The following is an 18,177-nucleotide window of genomic DNA, read 5'->3' as shown; positions in this document are numbered from 1 at the left end:
AGCGTCTCAGACAAGAGTTACTTGACATAACTATAACCTTCAAGTTGAGGGTTAGGCTCCCAAGCTTCACCAGCTATCCAAGCTTCAACCAGCAGTACAGGCTTCGACCAGCAGCACAGACTAACCAGTGGAGCCCCCGGGCGTCACTACTACGCCCTGCCGGGCACACGAATTTTCAAACAGCACACGAACAAGGGACACGTAACGTGGCAGCACCCCAGAATTACCTGGCCGTCATCAAGGTCGTCGGCATCGGCGGCGGTGGCGTCAACGCAATCAACCGGATGATCGACGTTGGACTGCGCGGCGTTGAATTCATCGCCGTCAACACGGATGCGCAAGCCCTGTTGATGTCCGACGCCGACGTCAAGCTTGACATCGGACGTGAACTGACCCGCGGCCTGGGCGCCGGCGCCAACCCCGATGTTGGACGCCAGGCCGCCGAGGATCACGCGGACGAGCTCGAAGAAGTGCTGCGTGGGGCTGACATGGTCTTCGTGACCGCCGGTGAAGGCGGCGGAACCGGTACCGGCGGAGCGCCCGTGGTGGCCCGGATTGCCCGCTCGCTCGGCGCCTTGACCATCGGCGTTGTCACCCGTCCGTTCACCTTCGAGGGGCGCCGCCGGGCGACCAGCGCCGAGAACGGCATTGACGCACTCCGCGACGAGGTCGATACGCTCATTGTCATCCCCAATGACAGGCTGTTGTCCATCAGCGACCGCAACGTCTCGGTGCTGGATGCGTTCCGCTCGGCGGATCAGGTACTGCTCTCCGGCGTCCAGGGCATCACCGATCTGATTACCACCCCTGGCCTGATCAACCTTGACTTTGCGGACGTCAAGTCCGTCATGCAGGGTGCGGGGTCCGCCTTGATGGGCATCGGCTCCGCCCGTGGTGAGGACCGTGCCGTTAAGGCCGCGGAGCTTGCCATCGCCTCGCCGCTGCTGGAAGCGTCGATCGACGGCGCCCACGGCGTGCTGCTGTCCATCCAGGGTGGTTCGGATCTCGGGTTGTTCGAAATCAATGAGGCCGCGCGGCTGGTGCAGGAAGTGGCGCACCCGGAAGCGAATATCATTTTCGGTGCCGTCATTGACGATGCCCTCGGGGACGAGGCCCGCGTGACAGTGATCGCCGCTGGCTTCGACAATGTCGATGTCACCTCGGCCAAGGCTGAGCCGGCTGTTCCTGTGCAGCTCGCTCCCGCCGTTCCGCTGGCGGCACCTGTCGGAGTCCCGGCATCGGTTCCCTCAGCCGGGACCAACCACTGGGGCCAGCAGTCCAGCAGTCACGTCCCAGCGGACGCCGGCTTCGATGTGGATCTGCCGGCCATCGTTGAGCCGGACCTCTCCGGACACCGGATGGATGACCTGGATGTGCCCGATTTCCTGAAGTAGCCCGGCCCCGAGGGCAGTTTCAATCGACGGAAGGTCAGGTGGCCGTGTTCTGGTGGAACCATGAAGTCAGTCCGGGAATCCGGGTGGGATTCACGGACACCGGTGCCGGTAACCTGGCCTTTCACGTTGGCGGAGACGCCGACGGCGTGCGGCGGAACCGCGCTCGGCTGCAGCTCGAGTTGGGGCCGGGAGCAGGGCCGCTGAGGTTCATGAACCAGGTGCACGGCTGTGCGGTGGTGCAGGTGTCAGCGGTGGACGCGGGCCCGACGGCGGACGCCATGGTCTCCACCGACGCCTCGCTTGCCGTGCTGGTGGCCGACTGCGTCCCCGTGGTGCTGCTGGGGGAGTCGGCGGCGGGGAGGCCGGTGCTGGCGGTCTCGCATGCCGGCAGGCCCGGCGTAGCCTCGCAGGTGGTGCCGAAGACCGTGGAGGCCATGCGCAGCCGCGGTGCGGTGCGGATCCGTGCCTGGCTGGGACCGTCCGTCTGCGGAGCCTGCTATGAGGTGCCCGCCCGGCTGCGTGATGAAGTAGCGGCGGTTGAGCCTTCCACGTTCGCGACGACGAGTTGGGGAACGCCTGCCTTGGATCTGCCGGCCGGAGTACTGAGCCAACTGTCCGCTGCCGGTGTTGAAGTGGCGGGAATGGAATCAGTCGGAGCTGGAAGGGAAACACCCCGAGCCGGAGTGAAAATAGCCGGAGTTGAAGCTGCCGGAGGCAACACGCGTCGTCTTGGGGCGTGCACGATGGAACAGCCGGGCCTGTTCTCGCACCGCCGGGACGCGGCACATAACCGCCCGCAGGGCCGATTTGCAGGAGTTATTTATGTCACCGAATGAGGGTGCCCGGGAGCCCGACGGGGATACCCGCCTGATTGAGCTGAGCGCAAATCTTGCCGCCGTGCGCCAGCGGATTGCCGACGCCGTCCGGCTGCGGCCGGCGGCCTGGGGCGAGCCGAAACTGATCGTCGTCACGAAATTCCATCCTGCCGCCGATGTCCTCCTGCTGGCCGGGTTGGGCGTAAGGGACCTCGGCGAGAACCGGGACCAGGAAGCGGCCGGCAAATCGGCCAACGTAGCGCAGCACCGGGAATGCGCCTCGCTGCGGTGGCATTTCATCGGTCAGCTGCAGACCAACAAAGCGAAATCGGTGGCTGGTTATGCCCATGCCGTCCACTCCGTGGACCGGCCCGGCCTCATCCGAGCCCTGAGCGCGGCCATCACCGCGGAGCAGCAGCGCAGCAACCGGGCGGACTTGCTCTGTTTCATCCAGCTGAACTTGGACCCCGCACTGTCAACACCGGCGGGAGTGGAGGGCTACGGGGCAGCAGGGTCGCGCGGAGGTGCCCTCCCGGCCCAAGCGTTGGAGCTGGCGGAGCTGATCGAGGCCGCCCCCGGGCTGCGGCTGGCCGGCGTGATGGCGGTGGCCCCCTTAGGTGGTGACGCGGGCGAAGCCTTCGCGCGGCTCCAACAGACGTCGGCCGCCGTCGTCGACCGCTTCCCGCATGCCACCGCAATCTCGGCCGGAATGAGCCAGGACCTGGAACCTGCCCTTGCTGCCGGTGCGACACACCTGCGTGTCGGATCGGATGTCCTCGGTCCGCGCCCGGCGTTACGGTAGCGTCGGAGCAGTGGGAGACCAGCACGGCAGAGGAGTTGTCCTGTGCCGGAGGACACCACAGAGACCAGCAGTCACAAGACCTATGAGGAGCAACCATGGCCGGCGCGCTGCGCAAGACAATGATCTATCTTGGGCTCGCCGATGGTGACGAGCACTACGAGGCTGAGCACCCTCAGTCTGGACACAAGAATGAGGATTATTCAGTGGACTATGACCGCGATGCCCCCAGCCGCGTGGAAGCCGTTCCCGTGCCGGTCGCGGCCAAGGTGACGGACGATGAGTACCGGGCGCCGGTGACTCCGATCAAGCGCGCCGCATCAAGCCGCGAGACGGTGTCCGGGCTGAGGCAGATCACCACCGTGCACCCGCGTTCCTACAATGACGCCAAAGTCATCGGCGAAAGCTTCCGCGATGGCATTCCCGTCATCATGAACGTTACGGATATGGGAGAGGCCGACGCCAAGCGGCTGGTCGACTTCTCAGCGGGTCTCGTTTTCGGCCTGCACGGCAGTATCGAGCGTGTGACCAACAAGGTCTTCCTGCTGTCCCCTTCCTACATTGAGGTTCTGGGCGACGACAAGAAGGCGTCTGACACGCAGGCGAGTTTCTTCAACCAGAGCTGATGATGAAAGGCCCGGCCAACCGCCCGGGCCTTTTCCATCCAAGGGCGGTATTGTTGAGTTCTCCTCCGACTGACTTCGTATAAGGATCGTGTCTCCCGGCGTGACAATAGTGTTCGCTTTGCTGTATCTGCTGCTGCTGCTGTTCTTTCTTGCCCTCATGGTCCGGCTGGTCTTCGACTGGGTGCAGATGTTCGCCCGTGACTGGCGGCCCAAATCACTGGCTTTGGTGGCCGCCTCCGGTGTCTACTCGGTGACTGACCCGCCGCTGAGGCTGCTCCGGCGGTTGATCCCGCCCCTGCAGCTCGGCAGCGTGTCGTTGGATCTGGGCTTTCTGCTCCTGCTGATCCTCGTGGGGATTGCAATGTCCATCACTCAGGCGTTCGCTTTATAGCGCCGCAATACCGCTCGCCGGGGGCATTAGCCGGCAAGCTTCGGCCGAGGTTAGTCCCCGGTCGAGAAAAGTTATACTGTAAATTCGATATACCCTGAACTGTGGATCTTCAGATCCGTATCAGGTACCGCAGTCCAGAGCGCTCCCGGGCGGTCTGGACTAACTTAAACCAACGAGGTGACTGGATGGCGCTCACGCCAGAAGATGTTGTCAACAAGCGGTTTCAGCCGACGAAATTCCGTGAAGGCTACGACCAGGACGAAGTCGACGACTTTCTTGACGAAATCGTGGTCGAGCTCCGTCGGCTGACCCAAGAGAACGAGGAGCTTCGCAAGAAGCTTTCGTCCCAGCCCGCGAACTCCGCTTCGGCTGCCTCCGTACCGGCGCCGATTGTTGAAAAGGTACCGACCGGGGACGACAAGCACAGCGGCGCCAAGCCTGATGGTCGGGATTCCAAGGCCACCGGCGTCAAGGTCGCCGATTCCAAGGTCACTGACTCCAAAAACACCGACTCCAAAAACACCGACTCCAAGGACGCCGAGGGCAAGGACGGCACTGCGTCCAAGACCGATGCTGCTTCCACGAGCGCCGTCCCGCTGACCGCGGCCAAGACAGCCGATTCTCCGCACGCTCCGGAACCGGCCCCCGCGGCGGCCAATGCCGCCGGCATTGATTCCGCGGCTGGAGTCCTGGCCATGGCACAGCGTCTGCATGATGAGTACGTCAATGCCGGCGTTGAGCAGCGCGACAAGATCATTGCCGAAGCCCAGGTGGAAGCCAGCACGCTGGTCAACGACGCCCAGGAAAAGAGCCGCAAGACTCTTGGCGCGCTGGAACAGCAGCGCTCCGTCCTCGAGCGCAAGGTTGAGCAGCTCCGCGGTTTCGAGCGGGACTACCGCGCCCGGCTGAAGACCTACATCGAGGGTCAGTTGCGCGATCTGGATGCGCGGGGCTCCGTCGTCGCCGCGGATGCGGCGGACGGAAACTCGAACTCCTGACACACGAGATGGGAGCCGGTGGCTGGGGATATCCTCGGCCACCGGTTTTTGACGTTAAGGCCAGCGCAACCACTGCCTGATGCAACCACTGCCTGATGCAACCACTGCGTGATGCAACCACTGCGTGATACAACGAAAGCACTATGAGCGACGAACCAACCCGCGGCTTTGCCGCGTCAGAATCATCCCGGCGCCGTCCCGTCCATCCTGTTCCCGGGACTGGTCTTCGCGGACCCGGCCTTCCCGGACGGCGCCGCGTGCCCCTGCTGCTGACGCTTGCCGGATTTGCCGTGCTGGCGTATGTGCTGGACCAGCTGACCAAATGGTGGGTCTCCAGCACCATGACGGATGGCCAGATTACGCCGGTGCTCCCGCAGCTGCTGAGCTGGCATTACATCCGCAATTCCGGAGCGGCCTTCTCAATCGGTGAAAACGTCACCTGGCTGTTCACCATAGTGATGGCGGTGGTGGCGATCGGCATCGTGGTGCAGGCGCGTAAGCTGGGCTCCGTCTGGTGGTCGGTGGCCATGGGCATGCTGCTCGGTGGCGCGCTGGGAAATCTGACCGACCGGCTGTTCCGTGAACCGTCCTTTGGCATGGGACACGTGGTTGATTTCATTGCCCTGCCCAACTTCGCGATCTTCAATATCGCCGATTCCTCCGTTGTCGGCTCGGTGATACTGATCTGCATTCTGACGCTGAAAGGAATCCCGTTCGGCGGAAGAGCCGCCCCGGCGCAACCCGCCGAAGAGGGGCCGGCGGCGGCCGGAACAGAGGGAAAGGATGTCTGAGCAGGTGGAAGTGCCGGCCGACCTCGCCGGCGAACGGGTGGATTCGGCCCTGGCGCTCCTGCTGGGCATCTCGCGTTCCGCGGCGGCGCTGCTGTGTGCCGAAGGCAATGTCCTGTTCAACGGCACGGCGCTGGCCAAGGCGGACAAACTGCGCGCAGGTACCCGGCTTGACGTGACCATCCCGGTGCGGCGGGACCCGCTGGCCGTCGTCGTCGAGCCGGTGCAAGATCTGAAGATCCTGCTGGACGACGAGTCGTTTGTCGTGATCGACAAGCCCGTCGGCGTCGCCGCGCACCCCTCGCCGGGCTGGGTCGGCCCGACGGTCGTCGGCGCGCTGGCCGCTGCCGGCTACCGTATCTCAACCTCCGGCGCCCCGGAGCGTGCCGGGATCGTGCATCGGCTGGACGTCGGCACGTCCGGGGTCATGGTGGTCGCCAAGACCGAACACGCCTATTCGCTGCTCAAGCACGCCTTCAAGGAGCGGACCGTGGAGAAGGTCTACCACGCCGTGGTGCAGGGCCTGCCGGATCCGCTGCGCGGCACCATCGATGCGCCAACCGGTCGCCATCCCGGCCACGACTGGCGGTTCGCCGTGATCGAAGGCGGTCGCCAGTCCGTGACGCACTATGAGGTTCTGGAAGCCTTCGGCCGCGCCGCCCTGGTCGAGGTCCACCTGGAAACCGGCCGCACGCACCAGATCCGCGTCCATTTTTCCGCCCTGCACCACCCCTGCGCCGGGGACCTGACCTATGGCGCGGACCCGAAATTTGCGGCGGAGCTCGGGTTGACGCGGCAATGGCTGCATGCGCGTCAGCTGGGCTTCAGCCATCCCCGCACCGGCGAATGGGTTGAGGTTGTCAGCGAGTATCCGGAGGATCTTTCCTACGCCCTGACGGCGCTCCAGTCGGGCCTGCACTAGGTCTGTTGTTTTAGGTTTCATGGGTTCCAGCACGGGCCGACGCACCGGGTATGGACGGAGGCCGCTGCTGCAGCGGCGGCTCCGGTCCGCAGCTGGTGCCGGGACGCCCAGCGCAGACCTGCGAGTCGACGGCGCGGGTTCCCCGCGGAGGAATGCCTCGTCCGCGGATGCGGGCTCCGGACAGCCTAGAATATACAGGTGGCTAGCTCCGATTCTTTTGTTCATCTTCACAATCACACCGAGTATTCAATGCTGGACGGGGCGGCGCGGCTGACGGATCTGTTCAGCCATGCCGACGAGCTGGGCATGAATGCGCTGGCCACGACGGACCATGGTTTCGTTTTCGGCGCCTTCGATTTCTGGTCCAAGGCCAAGGCCGCAGGAATCAAACCGATTATCGGGGTTGAGGCCTACCTGACGCCCGGGACCGCCCGGCAGGACCGCACGCGTGTGCAGTGGGGCGGCGGCGGGCGCGACGACGTCTCCGGAGCAGGTGCCTACACGCACCTGACGATGTGGTCGGAGAGCACCGAGGGCATGCACAACCTCTTCCGGATGTCCTCGAAGGCCTCGCTGGAAGGGTATCTGTACAAGCCGCGGATGGACCGGGACCTGCTCCAGACCTACGGGAAGGGGCTGATCGCCAGCACCGGCTGCCCGTCCGGGGAGGTGCAGACCAAGCTTCGGCTCGGCATGTACAAGGAGGCCGTGCAGGCGGCCTCCGATTTCAGGGATATTTTCGGCAAAGACAACTATTTCTGCGAGCTGATGGACCATGGTCTGGACATCGAACGCAACGTCTCCTCGGATCTGCATAAACTTGCCAAGGAACTCGGGCTTCCGCTGCTGGCCACCAATGACCTGCATTACACTCACCCGGAAGACGCGGCATCCCACGCCGCGCTGCTGTGTGTGCAGTCCGGTTCCACCATGGCCGATCCCAAGCGCTTCAAATTCGACGCCGATGAATTTTACCTGAAGTCCCCGCAGGAAATGCGGCTGCTTTTCCGCGACTATCCCGAAGCCTGTGACAATACCCTGCTGATAGCCGAGCGCTGCAGCGTGGATTTCAACACCAGCGCCAGCTTCATGCCCGTTTTCCCCGTCCCGGCGGGCGAGGACGAGAATTCCTGGTTCGTTAAAGAGGTGGAAACGGGGCTGCATTTCCGCTACCCGGCGGGCATTCCCGATGAGGTGCGCAAGCAGGCCGAATTCGAGGTCGGTGTCATCACGGCGATGGGTTTCCCGGGGTACTTCCTGGTAGTGGCCGACTTCATCAACTGGGCCAAAAACAACGGCATACGGGTCGGCCCGGGCCGCGGCTCCGGTGCGGGCTCCATGGTGGCCTACGCCATGCGCATCACGGATCTGGATCCGCTGCGGCACGGACTGATCTTTGAGCGCTTCCTGAATCCGGAGCGCGTGTCCATGCCCGACTTTGACGTGGACTTTGACGATCGACGCCGGTCCGAGGTGATCCGCTACGTCACCGAAAAATACGGCGACGAACGCGTGGCGATGATCGTCACCTTCGGCACCATCAAGGCCAAGCAGGCGCTGAAGGACTCCTCCCGCGTGCAGGGCTATCCGTTTTCCACCGGTGAGCGCCTCACCAAGGCGATGCCGCCGGACGTAATGGGCAAGGGCATGCTCCTGACGGAAGTGCACAATAAGGAGGCCAAGCGCTACTCGGAAGCGGAGGAGCTGCGTGAAATCCTCCGCACGGATCAGGACTCGCAGCGGGTCTTCGACATGGCGCTCGGGCTCGAAGGTCTTAAGCGCCAATGGGGCGTGCATGCCGCCGGTGTGATCATGTCATCGGATCCGCTGATCGACATTGTCCCGATCATGCGCCGGGAGCAGGACGGCCAGGTCATCACCCAGTTTGATTACCCCACCTGCGAGGGCCTGGGCCTGATCAAGATGGACTTTTTGGGTCTGCGTAACCTGACCATCATCACCGACGCCGTCGAAAACATTAAGTCCAATGCCGACGTCGACCTGGTGCTTGAGGAGCTGGAACTCGATGACGCGGAATCCTACGAGCTGTTGGCCCGCGGCGACACGCTCGGTGTTTTCCAGCTTGACGGCGGTCCGATGCGCGCGCTGCTCAAACAGATGCGCCCGGACAACTTTGAGGACATCTCCGCCGTTATCGCCCTCTACCGGCCCGGCCCAATGGGCGCCAATTCGCACACCAACTATGCGCTGCGCAAGACCGGTCTGCAGAATATCGACCCGATCCACAAGGAGCTTGAGGAGCCACTCGCCGAGATCCTTGGCGGCACGTACGGCCTGATCGTGTATCAGGAGCAGGTCATGGCCATCGCCCAGAAAGTCGCCGGCTTCACCCTGGGACAGGCGGACATCCTGCGCCGCGCCATGGGTAAGAAGAAGAAATCCGAGCTGGACAAGCAGTATGCCGGCTTCGAGCAGGGCATGAAGGACAACGGCTACTCCGACGCGGCCATCAAGACGCTCTGGGACATTCTGCTGCCCTTCTCCGACTACGCCTTCAACAAGGCGCACTCCGCCGCCTACGGGATGATCTCCTACTGGACTGCGTTTCTGAAGGCACACTATCCGGCCGAATACATGGCTGCCCTGCTGACCAGCGTCGGCGACGACAAGGACAAGCTCGCCCTGTACCTCAATGAGTGCCGCAAAATGGGCATCACCGTGCTGCCCCCGGATGTGAACGAATCCAGCGTGAACTTCACCCCGGTGGGCCACGACATCCGGTTCGGCATGGCGGCGATCCGCAACGTCGGCGTCAACGCGGTGGAGGCCATGGTGTCCGCCCGCCAGGAGGCAGGGGATTTCACCTCCTTCAAGGACTACCTGCTGAAGGTTCCCGCCGTCGTCTGTAACAAGAGGACCATCGAATCACTGATCAAGGCCGGTGCCTTCGACTCGCTCGGACATCCGCGGCGCGCACTGGCGATGGTCCACGAAGAAGCAATCGATTCCGTGATCGTGCTCAAACGCAACGAGGCGGTGGGCCAGTTTGACCTGTTCGCCGGATTTGCACAGGAGGAACCCGAGGCCAGCCTGGCCCTGGAGATCCCGGAACTGCCCGAATGGGAGAAAAAGGACAAGCTGGCTTTCGAACGGGACATGCTGGGTCTGTACGTTTCGGACCATCCGCTGCAGGGGCTCGAGGGCGTGCTCAGCCAGCACGCCGACCAGACGATCAGCACATTGATCGGCGAGGAAGGTCCGTCCGACGGCGCCATTGTCACCATCTCGGGCATGATCACGTCGTTGTCCCGACGCATCGCCAAGGCCAGCGGCAACGCCTACGCCCGGGCCGAGGTGGAGGACCTGGGTGCTTCCATCGAGGTGATGTTCTTTGGCCAGGTCTACGGTCCGATCGCCACGATTTTGGCTGAAGACCTGATAGTTGTCGTCAAGGGACGGCTGCAGAAGCGCGACGACGGCGCCATCGCGCTGAACGCCATGGAACTGACAGTCCCCGATCTCAGCGACGGTCATTCCGGGCCGGTGGTGATTTCCCTGCCGAGCTTCAAAGCCACCGAACACGTGGTGACCGCGCTGGGGGAGGTCCTCCAGACGCACCCGGGAACCACCGAGGTGCAGCTGCGGCTGGCCGGGTCACGCACCATCGAGGTCATGAAACTGGGTCTGCACCTTCGGGTGAATCCGACGCCGGCGCTGTTTGGCGACCTCAAGGTGCTGCTCGGGCCCACCTGCCTGGAGGTGTAGCGGCAGAGATGTGGCGCCGGCACGTTGAAATCTGACCATGTTTCATTTCAGGGACCCGGCGTGTGGCGGCAACGCGCCGTCGTCTTGCCCTATCCGGAGGCGACAAGCGGTCAAACTTCGGCGGCTGTTTCATTTGCTAGCGTAGAACCATGACTGAACCGCCCTCCACCGGTGCGCCGCAGTATCCGCCGGCCGTTTACGCACAGGCCGTCCCCGGCGACCTCACCAGCGCACCGCCCGCCTCGCTGCTGCGCTGGTTCAGCTGCACGGCGGCTGCCGGCATCGTTATCGGCGTCCTATGGTGGCTGCTGGCGCCCGGAGGGGCGTTTTACGGCTCGGGGGAAGACCCCGCGAACTGGCTTCCCCGTGACCTGGTGCTGGGGACCCTCGGACTCGTGGCCGGCGTCGTCGTCGCGCTCTTCCTGCTGCCGCAGCGCCGTAACCCCGGCTCGTATACCAAAGTGCTCGCCGCCGTGGTCGGCTCCGCTGCCGGATCAGTCATCGCCTGGCAGTTGGGCGATCTCGCCGGCCGGCTTTTCGGGCACGCACCGGCTCATCCCGCAAATGCGAGCATCGCATTCTCACTCCGGTCGCCGGGCGTACTGGCCCTCTGGCCTGCCATCTGTGCCCTGCTGGTGTTTGCTGTCACGCTGATCAGCCTGCTTCGCTCCGGTCCATCGCACGAACAATAGGGCGCCGGGGATGCCGCTCTCCGGCCGCGCCAGCCGGGCCCCGCACGAATAATAGGCCGTCCGGGCCGCTGTGCGAGCGTTGGTCCGGCCCGGTCACACTAAGTCCCGGACACCGGATCCGGGGCAGGAACCGGTAAACTCGAAGGGTGACCCCCAGCAAGATTCAGGATTCCAGCCCAGCCGCACCCGGAACCGCCGCCGTCGTGGTGTTCCGCACCATCGATCTGCGCGGACGGACGTTGAGCCTGTCCGAGCTGCGAGGGTTAGTGCCCCGGGCCACATCGGCTTCCGTTGCCGATGCCGAACATAAGGTCCGGCAAATTATCGATGACGTTCGGGACCGAGGGTATGCCGCCTTGGCCGAGCTGGCCCTGCGGTTCGACGGCGTCGCACAGCGGCACCCGCGGGTGCCGGCTGAGGCCCTGGCAACCGCACTGACGGAGCTGGACCCGCAGGTCCGCGCCGCGCTGGAGGAATCCATCGACCGGGCACGGACCGTTGCCACGGCCCAGCGCCCCGCCGACGTGGACGTACAGCTCGCCGACGGCGCCACGGTGAGCCAGCACTGGATCCCGGTCGGGCGTGTGGGGCTGTACGTGCCGGGCGGCCTGGCCGTCTACCCATCGTCGGTAGTGATGAACGTTGTGCCCGCACAGGCCGCCGGGGTGGCGTCCATCGCGCTGGCATCGCCGCCGCAAAAGGGCTTCGGCGGGTTGCCGCACCCCACCATCCTGGCGGCGGCCGCGTTGCTGGGCATCGAGGAGGTCTACGCTATGGGCGGGGCCCAGGCCATCGCTGCATTTGCCTACGGCGTCGAGGCGGACATGGAGGAAGCCGGCATTGCCGAGGCGAACACTGCTGAAGCGGACGGAGCCTGCACCGACGGCCGCGGGCGCGCACCGTCGCTGCCGCCCGTCGACGTGATCACCGGGCCGGGCAACATTTTTGTGGCCACCGCCAAGCGGCTGGTGAAGGGCACCGTTGGCATTGATTCCGAGGCCGGCACCACGGAAATCGCCATCCTCGCCGATGCCGACGCCGACGCCGTTTTGGTTGCCGCCGACCTGATCAGCCAGGCCGAGCACGATCCACACGCCGCCTCCGTCCTGATCACCGATTCGGCTGCGCTCGCTGCCGCGGTGCAGACCGAGCTGAGTGTTCAAGCCGCGCAGACCCGGCACCGAGACCGCGTGGCACAGGCGCTGTCCGGCCCCCAGTCCGGTGTCGTGCTGGTGGATTCGCTGGAACAAGGCATCGCGGTCTGCGATGCCTATGCCGCCGAGCACCTGGAAATCATGACCGAGGACGCGCCAGCCGTGGCCGCCAGGATCCGCAATGCCGGGGCCATCTTCGTCGGCGACTACAGTCCGGTGAGCCTGGGCGATTACTGCGCCGGTTCCAACCACGTGCTGCCAACCGGGGGGACCGCCGCGTTCTCCTCGGGTCTGAATGTGACCACATTCCTGCGCGCCGTCCAAGTGATCAAGTATGACAAGGCGGCGCTGTCGCAGGTGGCCGCCCACATCGTCGCCCTCTCTGGCGCGGAAGACCTGCCTGCACACGGGGATGCCGTCCGGATCCGCTTCCGCAACAGCTGACCGCCTACCTCCTGCAGCTGTCACCTGGGAAGGATCGCCCGGCTGCAGTGCGGCGGCTGATAATCGCCTGGGTTAAGTCACCGCCTACGGAGAAGAAACACTACATATAGTAATCACGACGTTGTAATTCTCCCAGATGTAGTAGTAAACTGGTCCGGTAAGTCCGCTGACAGGAGGAGGGCCGGCGTGTATTGCCCATTTTGCCGTAACCCCGACTCCCGCGTGGTGGACAGCCGCATGGCCGACGACGGCTCGACCATCAAGCGGCGCCGACAGTGCCCGGAATGCGGCCGGCGGTTCAGCACCGTCGAAACCGCCAGCCTGTCGGTGATCAAACGCTCCGGAGTGGGCGAGCCCTTCAGCCGCAGTAAAATCATCACCGGCGTGCGCAAGGCCTGTCAGGGTCGTCCTGTCACCGATGATGATCTGGCCATGCTGGCCCAAGAGGTCGAAGAAACCATCCGCGCCAGCGGAGCAGCGGAGCTGGCGGCCAACGAGGTTGGGCTGGCCATTCTTGGTCCCCTGCAAAAGCTGGACCAGGTGGCCTACCTGCGGTTTGCCAGCGTCTATCAGGCCTTTGAATCCCTGGAGGACTTCGAAAGCGCCATCGAGCTGTTGCGCAGCGAGACCCCACCCCCCGGGCCGACATCAGCTCTGCACGGTCGGGTCCCGGTGAAAGCCAGCGACAAGGCAGGGGAGCCAGGGGGCTGAACAAGCCGCGGGACCATCAAGCTCCGGTGGTGGCCAGGGAGGGGAAGCCCGGGCCACCACCGGCACCAAGCCCACGATGGCAGCCGGCGCGAACGTCCACCCCAGCGGGCTCAGACACGTACGGGCTGGGGTATCTACTTGATGAGCTTGAAGTGCAGGGCGGCCTGCAGCGCACCGCCGACGATGCCGGCGTTGTTCTGCAGCTCGGCCGGGATGATCCTGGTTTCCAGGTCCAGCAGCGGCAGGTAATCTTCGCTGCGCTTGGAAATGCCGCCGCCGATGATGAACAGTTCGGGGGAGAAAATGAATTCCAGGTGGCTGAAGTAGCGCTGCAGCCGCTTGGCATAGTCGGGCCAGCTGAGATTTTCCCGCTCGCGGGCCGCGGCGGATGCCCGGGATTCGGCATCGGCCCCATCGATCTCAAGGTGTCCGAGCTCGGCGTTGGGGACCAGCTTGCCATTGAAGATATATGCGGAGCCGATACCCGTTCCGAGCGTGATTACCAGAACTGTTCCCTTGACACCCTTGCCGGCACCATACCGCGCCTCCGCCAGGCCGGCGGCATCGGCGTCGTTCATGACCTGAACGTCGCGGCCCAGTTCCTGCGTCAGCAGGGCGTCGACGTCGGTGCCCTTCCAGCTCTTGTCCACGTTGGCCGCGGACTTGGCCACCCCGTGCGCAATGATGGCCGGGAAGGTGACGCCCACCGGAGCATCCCTTTCCGGGGCGCCGTCGCGGGTCATCAGTTCGGCAACGATCCGGCCGACAACTTTTGCGACCGCCGCCGGGGTTGACGGCTGAGGAGTGTCAATGCGGAACCGGTCGCCGACCAGCTTGCCCTTTTCCAGGTTAACGATTCCGCCCTTAATGCCGGTGCCGCCAATGTCAATCCCGATGACGTTGGAATGGGACGAGGACTTTTTCGACATGCTGGCTCCGGGAGGGTCGGTGGGGGTTGATAAGGACAGACTGCAGGCGGCTGGCGATAATATACCGGTCAGGGCAGGGTGAGGACTTCGGCTCCCGATTCAGTGACCAGCAGGGTGTGTTCAAACTGTGCGGTGCGTTTGCGGTCACGTGTGACCACTGTCCAGTCATCGTCCCACATATCCCACTCAATGCTGCCGAGCGTCAGCATGGGTTCGATGGTAAACACCATGCCGGTCTCCATCCCAGTGCTGTAGGCCGGGGCCGCGTCATAATGCGGAATAATCAAACCGGTGTGGAACGCCTCACCCACTCCGTGCCCGGTGAAATCACGGACCACCCCGTAGCCGAACCGCTTCGCATAGGACTCGATGGTGCGGCCAATGACGTTGATTTCGCGCCCGGGTGCCACGGCGCGCGTGGCCCGCGCCAAGGATTCCCTGGTGCGCTCCACCAGCAGCCGGGATTCCTCGTCAACGTCGCCGCACAGGAAAGTGTAATTTGTGTCGCCATGCACACCATTGATGTAGGCGGTGATATCGATGTTGATGATGTCCCCGTCCTGCACCACGGTGCTGTCGGGGATGCCGTGGCAGATGACCTCATTCAGTGAGGAGCACAGCGACTTGGGGAAACCGCGGTAGCCCAGCGTGGAGGGGTAGGCCTTGTGGTCCAGGAGGAATTCGTGGCCCACTCGGTCCAGCCTGTCCGTCGTCACTCCTGGTTCAATGTACTTGCCGACCTCAACGATGGCCTGGGCCGCGATTCTGGAGGCGATGCGGATCTTTTCCACCGTTTCCACGGATTTGACCTCGGATCCGGTGAACTTGGCCGGCCCCGCCTTGCCCACATATTCCGGTCGCGGGATGGAAGACGGAACGGGCAGCACGGGGCTTACCTTTCCTTGCACAAGAGATCCGACGGGGGCGGTGGTGGCGTACGCAGGCATGGTCCTATTCTATAAGGAGTCGCCGGACCCCGGGTCTGCCGATCGCCCGAAGTCTTTGCTTAAAGCAGCTTTACTGTCAGGAAGGAGCAGCAATGCCGCAGTTCTGGTACAACGTCAACACCCACCAGGTCGAAGAGGACGCCATGTCCGATTACAAGCAGCTGATCGGCCCGTACAACAGCCGTGAAGACGCCGAAAAGGCGTTGGAGAAGGTCAAGGCCCGCAATGAGTCCTGGGAAGCGGGCGACGACGACTGACCGTTCCCGACGCGCGCATGGCGCGCTGAGCAGACCCACGGTGCCTGACAATCCAGAAGCAGCCTAGAAGGAGTGCTCGGGGCCTGGGAACGTTCCGGCCCGGACATCGTCACCGTACGCCTTGGCGGCGCCGGAGAGCACGGTCCGCAGATCCGCGTACTGTTTCACGAATTTAGCGATGTGTCCGGTCCGCAGGCCGGCCATGTCCTGCCAGACGAGCACCTGGCCGGTGGTGGAATTCCCGGCGCCAATGCCTATCGTCGGCACCGCAACGGCGGCGTCGACAGCCGCCGCGACGTCGGAGGGAACCATTTCCATCAACACACAGAAGGCGCCCGCCTCAGCCAATGCGACGGCGTCGTCTGTCAACGCCTGTCCGGCGCCGCCGCGGCCCTGCACACGGTACCCGCCCAGGGCGTGCTCGCTTTGCGGGGTGAAGCCGATGTGCGCCATGACGGGTATGCCGGCGGCAGTCATGGCCCGGACGGTGTCCGCGTAGTAGGCGCCGCCTTCCATCTTGACCGCGTGCACCAGTCCTTCCTTCATGAGCCGGACTGAAGAGTCGATGGCCTGCGCCGTAGATGATTCGTAACTTCCGAATGGCAGGTCGGCGACGATAAGGGCACGATGGGCGCTGGCACTGACTGCACGGGAGAAGACAATCATTTCGTCGAGGGTGATGGGCAGCGACGTCTCGTAGCCCAGGACGTTGTTCGCGGCTGAGTCACCGATCAGCAGCACCTCGATGCCTGCCTCGTCGAAAATCTGGGCGGTGTACTGGTCGTACGCTGTCAGCATGGCGAATTTCGTGCCGTTGTTCTTTGCCGCTTGCAGGTGGTGGGTCCGTATACGCTTGATGGGAGCGGACGGAGGCGTGGGCCCTGAGCCGTACGGGGCGGCGAGCTCGGCGGGCGTATTGGAATCAGGAGTGCTTACGGGGACCATGGATAGAGCTTAACGCCGGCGGTGACCGGCCATGACCTGCTGCAGACTGGGACCGGTAATGTGACGCGGACGGGCGGCACCTGAGTTGCCGGGTCGATTGATTGACGTCCGGAAGGCAGAATGTCACCGATGCGGGGGCAATGGTCAGTAAAGTGAGTATGGAGCTGCCGTCGATCACTGGCCGGCGGCCCGCACGCCGACCCCGGACGGAACCTGCGGGTGCACCAAGGCGTCCTTGGTACGCCACGACGGTTCGTCATCCGAGTCAGAAACGAGGGCATTTTGGATCGCCAGCAGGAATTTGTTCTTCGTACCATCGAAGAACGTGACGTGCGCTTTGTGCGCATGTGGTTCACCGACGTCGTCGGCTCGCTTAAATCGGTGGCCTTGGCTCCAGCCGAGGTGGAGGGCGCGTTCGAAGAAGGTCTTGGTTTTGACGGTTCCGCGATCGAGGGCCTGGCCCGGGTATTCGAGTCCGATATGCTGGCGCAGCCGGATCCGTCGACGTTCCAGATCCTGCCGTGGCGTGGTGAGAAGGATCAGACATCGCGGATGTTCTGCGACATTCTCACCCCCGACGGCGAGCCGTCGGCGGCGGATCCGCGCAATGTGCTGAAGCGGACACTGGCGAAGGCCGCCGACATGGGGTTCACCTGCTACACGCATCCGGAGATCGAGTTTTACCTGCTGAAGTCCCAGGACCTCGGCCCGGACGGCATTCCGGTTCCGGTGGATCAGGCGGGCTACTTTGACCACGTTCCCGGTGGCGTGGCCCAGGACTTCCGCCGCACCGCCGTGACCATGCTGGAAAACGTCGGCATTTCGGTGGAGTTCAGTCACCATGAAGGCGGACCGGGGCAGAACGAGATCGATCTGCGGTACGCGGACGCGTTGCAGACCGCGGACAATATTATGACGTTCCGGACCGTGATCAAAGAGGTCGCGCTCCAGCAGGGTACGTATGCCACGTTCATGCCGAAGCCTTTCTCGGATCATCCCGGCTCCGGAATGCACACGCATTTCTCCCTCTTCGAGGGGGATACCAATGCGTTTTATGAAGCGGGTGCTGAGTTCCAGCTTTCGCTGACGGCCCGGCAGTTCATCGCCGGGGTACTGCGTCACGCGCCGGAATTCACAGCGGTGACGAACCAGTTTGTGAACTCCTATAAGCGGCTCTGGGGCGGCGGGGAAGCACCCAGCTATCTGTCCTGGGGGCACAACAACCGTTCGGCGCTGGTGCGGGTGCCGCTGTACAAGCCCGGCAAGGGTCAGTCCGCCCGGATCGAGTACCGCGGTATCGATTCGGCGGCCAATCCGTACCTGGCGTATGCCGTGCTGCTCGGTGCCGGGCTGAAGGGTATCGAAGAGGGCTATGAACTGCCCGCCGCGGCCGAAGACGACATCGAATCGCTGACCGCCGCCGAGCGCCGGGCGATGGGGCATGATCCACTTCCATCCAGCCTGCATGATGCGGTCCGTCAGATGGAGGATTCCGAGCTGATGGCGCACGTTCTCGGCGAGCAGGTTTTTGAACACTTCCTGCGCAATAAGCGGGCCGAATGGCAGGAATACCGGCTCCAGGTCACCCGCTATGAGCTGCAGCGCTATCTGGGCATTCTCTAGCGTGCGCATGTGACGG

At 63.9% G+C, this 18,177-nt stretch carries 17 protein-coding genes; 14 read left to right on the top strand and 3 right to left on the bottom strand.

What is annotated here, in order from left to right:
- Nucleotides 1–206 precede the first annotated feature (206 nt).
- The 12 genes from ftsZ to nrdR all read left to right on the top strand — a co-directional run bounded on the left by ftsZ (nucleotide 207) and on the right by nrdR (nucleotide 13,460).
- Complete coding sequence (ftsZ, locus tag QMG52_RS12790; RefSeq protein WP_283560782.1) at nucleotides 207–1,394, top strand: cell division protein FtsZ; 1,188 nt, start codon at nucleotides 207–209, stop codon at nucleotides 1,392–1,394.
- A gap of 44 nt (nucleotides 1,395–1,438) precedes the next feature.
- Nucleotides 1,439–2,230, top strand: a complete 792-nt coding sequence (locus tag QMG52_RS12785; protein ID WP_283560828.1) for a laccase domain-containing protein — start codon at nucleotides 1,439–1,441, stop codon at nucleotides 2,228–2,230.
- Nucleotides 2,217–3,011: a YggS family pyridoxal phosphate enzyme gene (locus QMG52_RS12780; protein WP_283560781.1), complete on the top strand. Its 795-nt coding sequence runs from the start codon at nucleotides 2,217–2,219 to the stop codon at nucleotides 3,009–3,011. The genes QMG52_RS12785 and QMG52_RS12780 overlap by 14 nt, the downstream gene beginning before the upstream one ends.
- A gap of 95 nt (nucleotides 3,012–3,106) precedes the next feature.
- Nucleotides 3,107–3,634 (top strand): cell division protein SepF, encoded by a 528-nt coding sequence (locus tag QMG52_RS12775; RefSeq protein WP_283560780.1) that lies wholly within the window; start codon nucleotides 3,107–3,109, stop codon nucleotides 3,632–3,634.
- 100 nt (nucleotides 3,635–3,734) lie between these two features.
- Complete coding sequence (locus QMG52_RS12770; protein WP_283560779.1) at nucleotides 3,735–4,025, top strand: YggT family protein; 291 nt, start codon at nucleotides 3,735–3,737, stop codon at nucleotides 4,023–4,025.
- 185 nt (nucleotides 4,026–4,210) lie between these two features.
- Entirely contained in the window at nucleotides 4,211–5,023 is an 813-nt protein-coding gene (locus QMG52_RS12765; protein ID WP_283560778.1) for a DivIVA domain-containing protein, read from the top strand.
- 143 nt (nucleotides 5,024–5,166) lie between these two features.
- Entirely contained in the window at nucleotides 5,167–5,814 is a 648-nt protein-coding gene (gene lspA / locus QMG52_RS12760) for a signal peptidase II (RefSeq protein ID WP_283560777.1), read from the top strand.
- Nucleotides 5,807–6,733 (top strand): RluA family pseudouridine synthase, encoded by a 927-nt coding sequence (locus QMG52_RS12755; RefSeq protein ID WP_283560776.1) that lies wholly within the window; start codon nucleotides 5,807–5,809, stop codon nucleotides 6,731–6,733. Before lspA ends, QMG52_RS12755 begins: the two co-directional genes overlap by 8 nt.
- A gap of 198 nt (nucleotides 6,734–6,931) precedes the next feature.
- On the top strand, nucleotides 6,932–10,459 hold the full coding sequence (gene dnaE / locus QMG52_RS12750) for a DNA polymerase III subunit alpha (protein WP_502920520.1): 3,528 nt from the start codon (nucleotides 6,932–6,934) through the stop codon (nucleotides 10,457–10,459).
- 149 nt (nucleotides 10,460–10,608) lie between these two features.
- A complete protein-coding gene (locus QMG52_RS12745) occupies nucleotides 10,609–11,151 on the top strand; it encodes a hypothetical protein (RefSeq protein WP_283560775.1) in 543 nt (180 codons plus the stop codon).
- A 146-nt stretch (nucleotides 11,152–11,297) separates the two neighbouring features.
- Nucleotides 11,298–12,749 (top strand): histidinol dehydrogenase, encoded by a 1,452-nt coding sequence (gene hisD, locus QMG52_RS12740; RefSeq protein ID WP_283560774.1) that lies wholly within the window; start codon nucleotides 11,298–11,300, stop codon nucleotides 12,747–12,749.
- Between the two features lie 186 nt (nucleotides 12,750–12,935).
- Complete coding sequence (gene nrdR / locus QMG52_RS12735; RefSeq protein WP_283560773.1) at nucleotides 12,936–13,460, top strand: transcriptional regulator NrdR; 525 nt, start codon at nucleotides 12,936–12,938, stop codon at nucleotides 13,458–13,460.
- A gap of 134 nt (nucleotides 13,461–13,594) precedes the next feature.
- Here the strand turns inward: nrdR and ppgK are convergent, their stop codons facing one another.
- A complete protein-coding gene (gene ppgK, locus QMG52_RS12730; protein ID WP_283560772.1) occupies nucleotides 13,595–14,389 on the bottom strand; it encodes a polyphosphate--glucose phosphotransferase in 795 nt (264 codons plus the stop codon).
- 68 nt (nucleotides 14,390–14,457) lie between these two features.
- Nucleotides 14,458–15,336, bottom strand: coding sequence for a type I methionyl aminopeptidase (gene map, locus QMG52_RS12725; protein ID WP_283560771.1), 879 nt, complete (start codon nucleotides 15,334–15,336; stop codon nucleotides 14,458–14,460).
- Nucleotides 15,337–15,428: 92 nt separating this feature from the next.
- Here map and QMG52_RS12720 point away from each other — a divergent pair, with 92 nt between their 5' ends.
- Nucleotides 15,429–15,593 (top strand): SPOR domain-containing protein, encoded by a 165-nt coding sequence (locus QMG52_RS12720; RefSeq protein WP_283560770.1) that lies wholly within the window; start codon nucleotides 15,429–15,431, stop codon nucleotides 15,591–15,593.
- Between the two features lie 63 nt (nucleotides 15,594–15,656).
- Here QMG52_RS12720 and panB read toward each other — a convergent pair whose 3' ends face one another.
- Nucleotides 15,657–16,538 (bottom strand): 3-methyl-2-oxobutanoate hydroxymethyltransferase, encoded by an 882-nt coding sequence (panB, locus tag QMG52_RS12715; protein WP_283560769.1) that lies wholly within the window; start codon nucleotides 16,536–16,538, stop codon nucleotides 15,657–15,659.
- 282 nt (nucleotides 16,539–16,820) lie between these two features.
- Between panB and glnA the strand changes: the two genes are divergently transcribed.
- Entirely contained in the window at nucleotides 16,821–18,161 is a 1,341-nt protein-coding gene (gene glnA, locus QMG52_RS12710) for a type I glutamate--ammonia ligase (RefSeq protein ID WP_283560768.1), read from the top strand.
- Nucleotides 18,162–18,177 lie beyond the last annotated feature (16 nt).

The organism is Paenarthrobacter sp. PH39-S1 (assembly GCF_030063245.1).
Classification (GTDB): Bacteria; Actinomycetota; Actinomycetes; order Actinomycetales; family Micrococcaceae; genus Arthrobacter_M.
The sequence above is the reverse complement of the archived record's forward strand: the minus strand, read 5'-3'. Positions and strand labels throughout refer to the sequence as shown.

Coding starts and splice junctions, on each gene's coding strand:
- QMG52_RS12780 (WP_283560781.1), top strand. CDS start 2,217: ATGTCACCGAATGAGGGTGCCCGGGAGCCCGACGGGGATACCCGCCTG.
- QMG52_RS12775 (WP_283560780.1), top strand. CDS start 3,107: ATGGCCGGCGCGCTGCGCAAGACAATGATCTATCTTGGGCTCGCCGAT.
- QMG52_RS12765 (WP_283560778.1), top strand. CDS start 4,211: ATGGCGCTCACGCCAGAAGATGTTGTCAACAAGCGGTTTCAGCCGACG.
- lspA (WP_283560777.1), top strand. CDS start 5,167: ATGAGCGACGAACCAACCCGCGGCTTTGCCGCGTCAGAATCATCCCGG.
- QMG52_RS12755 (WP_283560776.1), top strand. CDS start 5,807: ATGTCTGAGCAGGTGGAAGTGCCGGCCGACCTCGCCGGCGAACGGGTG.
- QMG52_RS12745 (WP_283560775.1), top strand. CDS start 10,609: ATGACTGAACCGCCCTCCACCGGTGCGCCGCAGTATCCGCCGGCCGTT.
- ppgK (WP_283560772.1), bottom strand. CDS start 14,389: ATGTCGAAAAAGTCCTCGTCCCATTCCAACGTCATCGGGATTGACATT.
- map (WP_283560771.1), bottom strand. CDS start 15,336: ATGCCTGCGTACGCCACCACCGCCCCCGTCGGATCTCTTGTGCAAGGA.
- QMG52_RS12720 (WP_283560770.1), top strand. CDS start 15,429: ATGCCGCAGTTCTGGTACAACGTCAACACCCACCAGGTCGAAGAGGAC.
- panB (WP_283560769.1), bottom strand. CDS start 16,538: ATGGTCCCCGTAAGCACTCCTGATTCCAATACGCCCGCCGAGCTCGCC.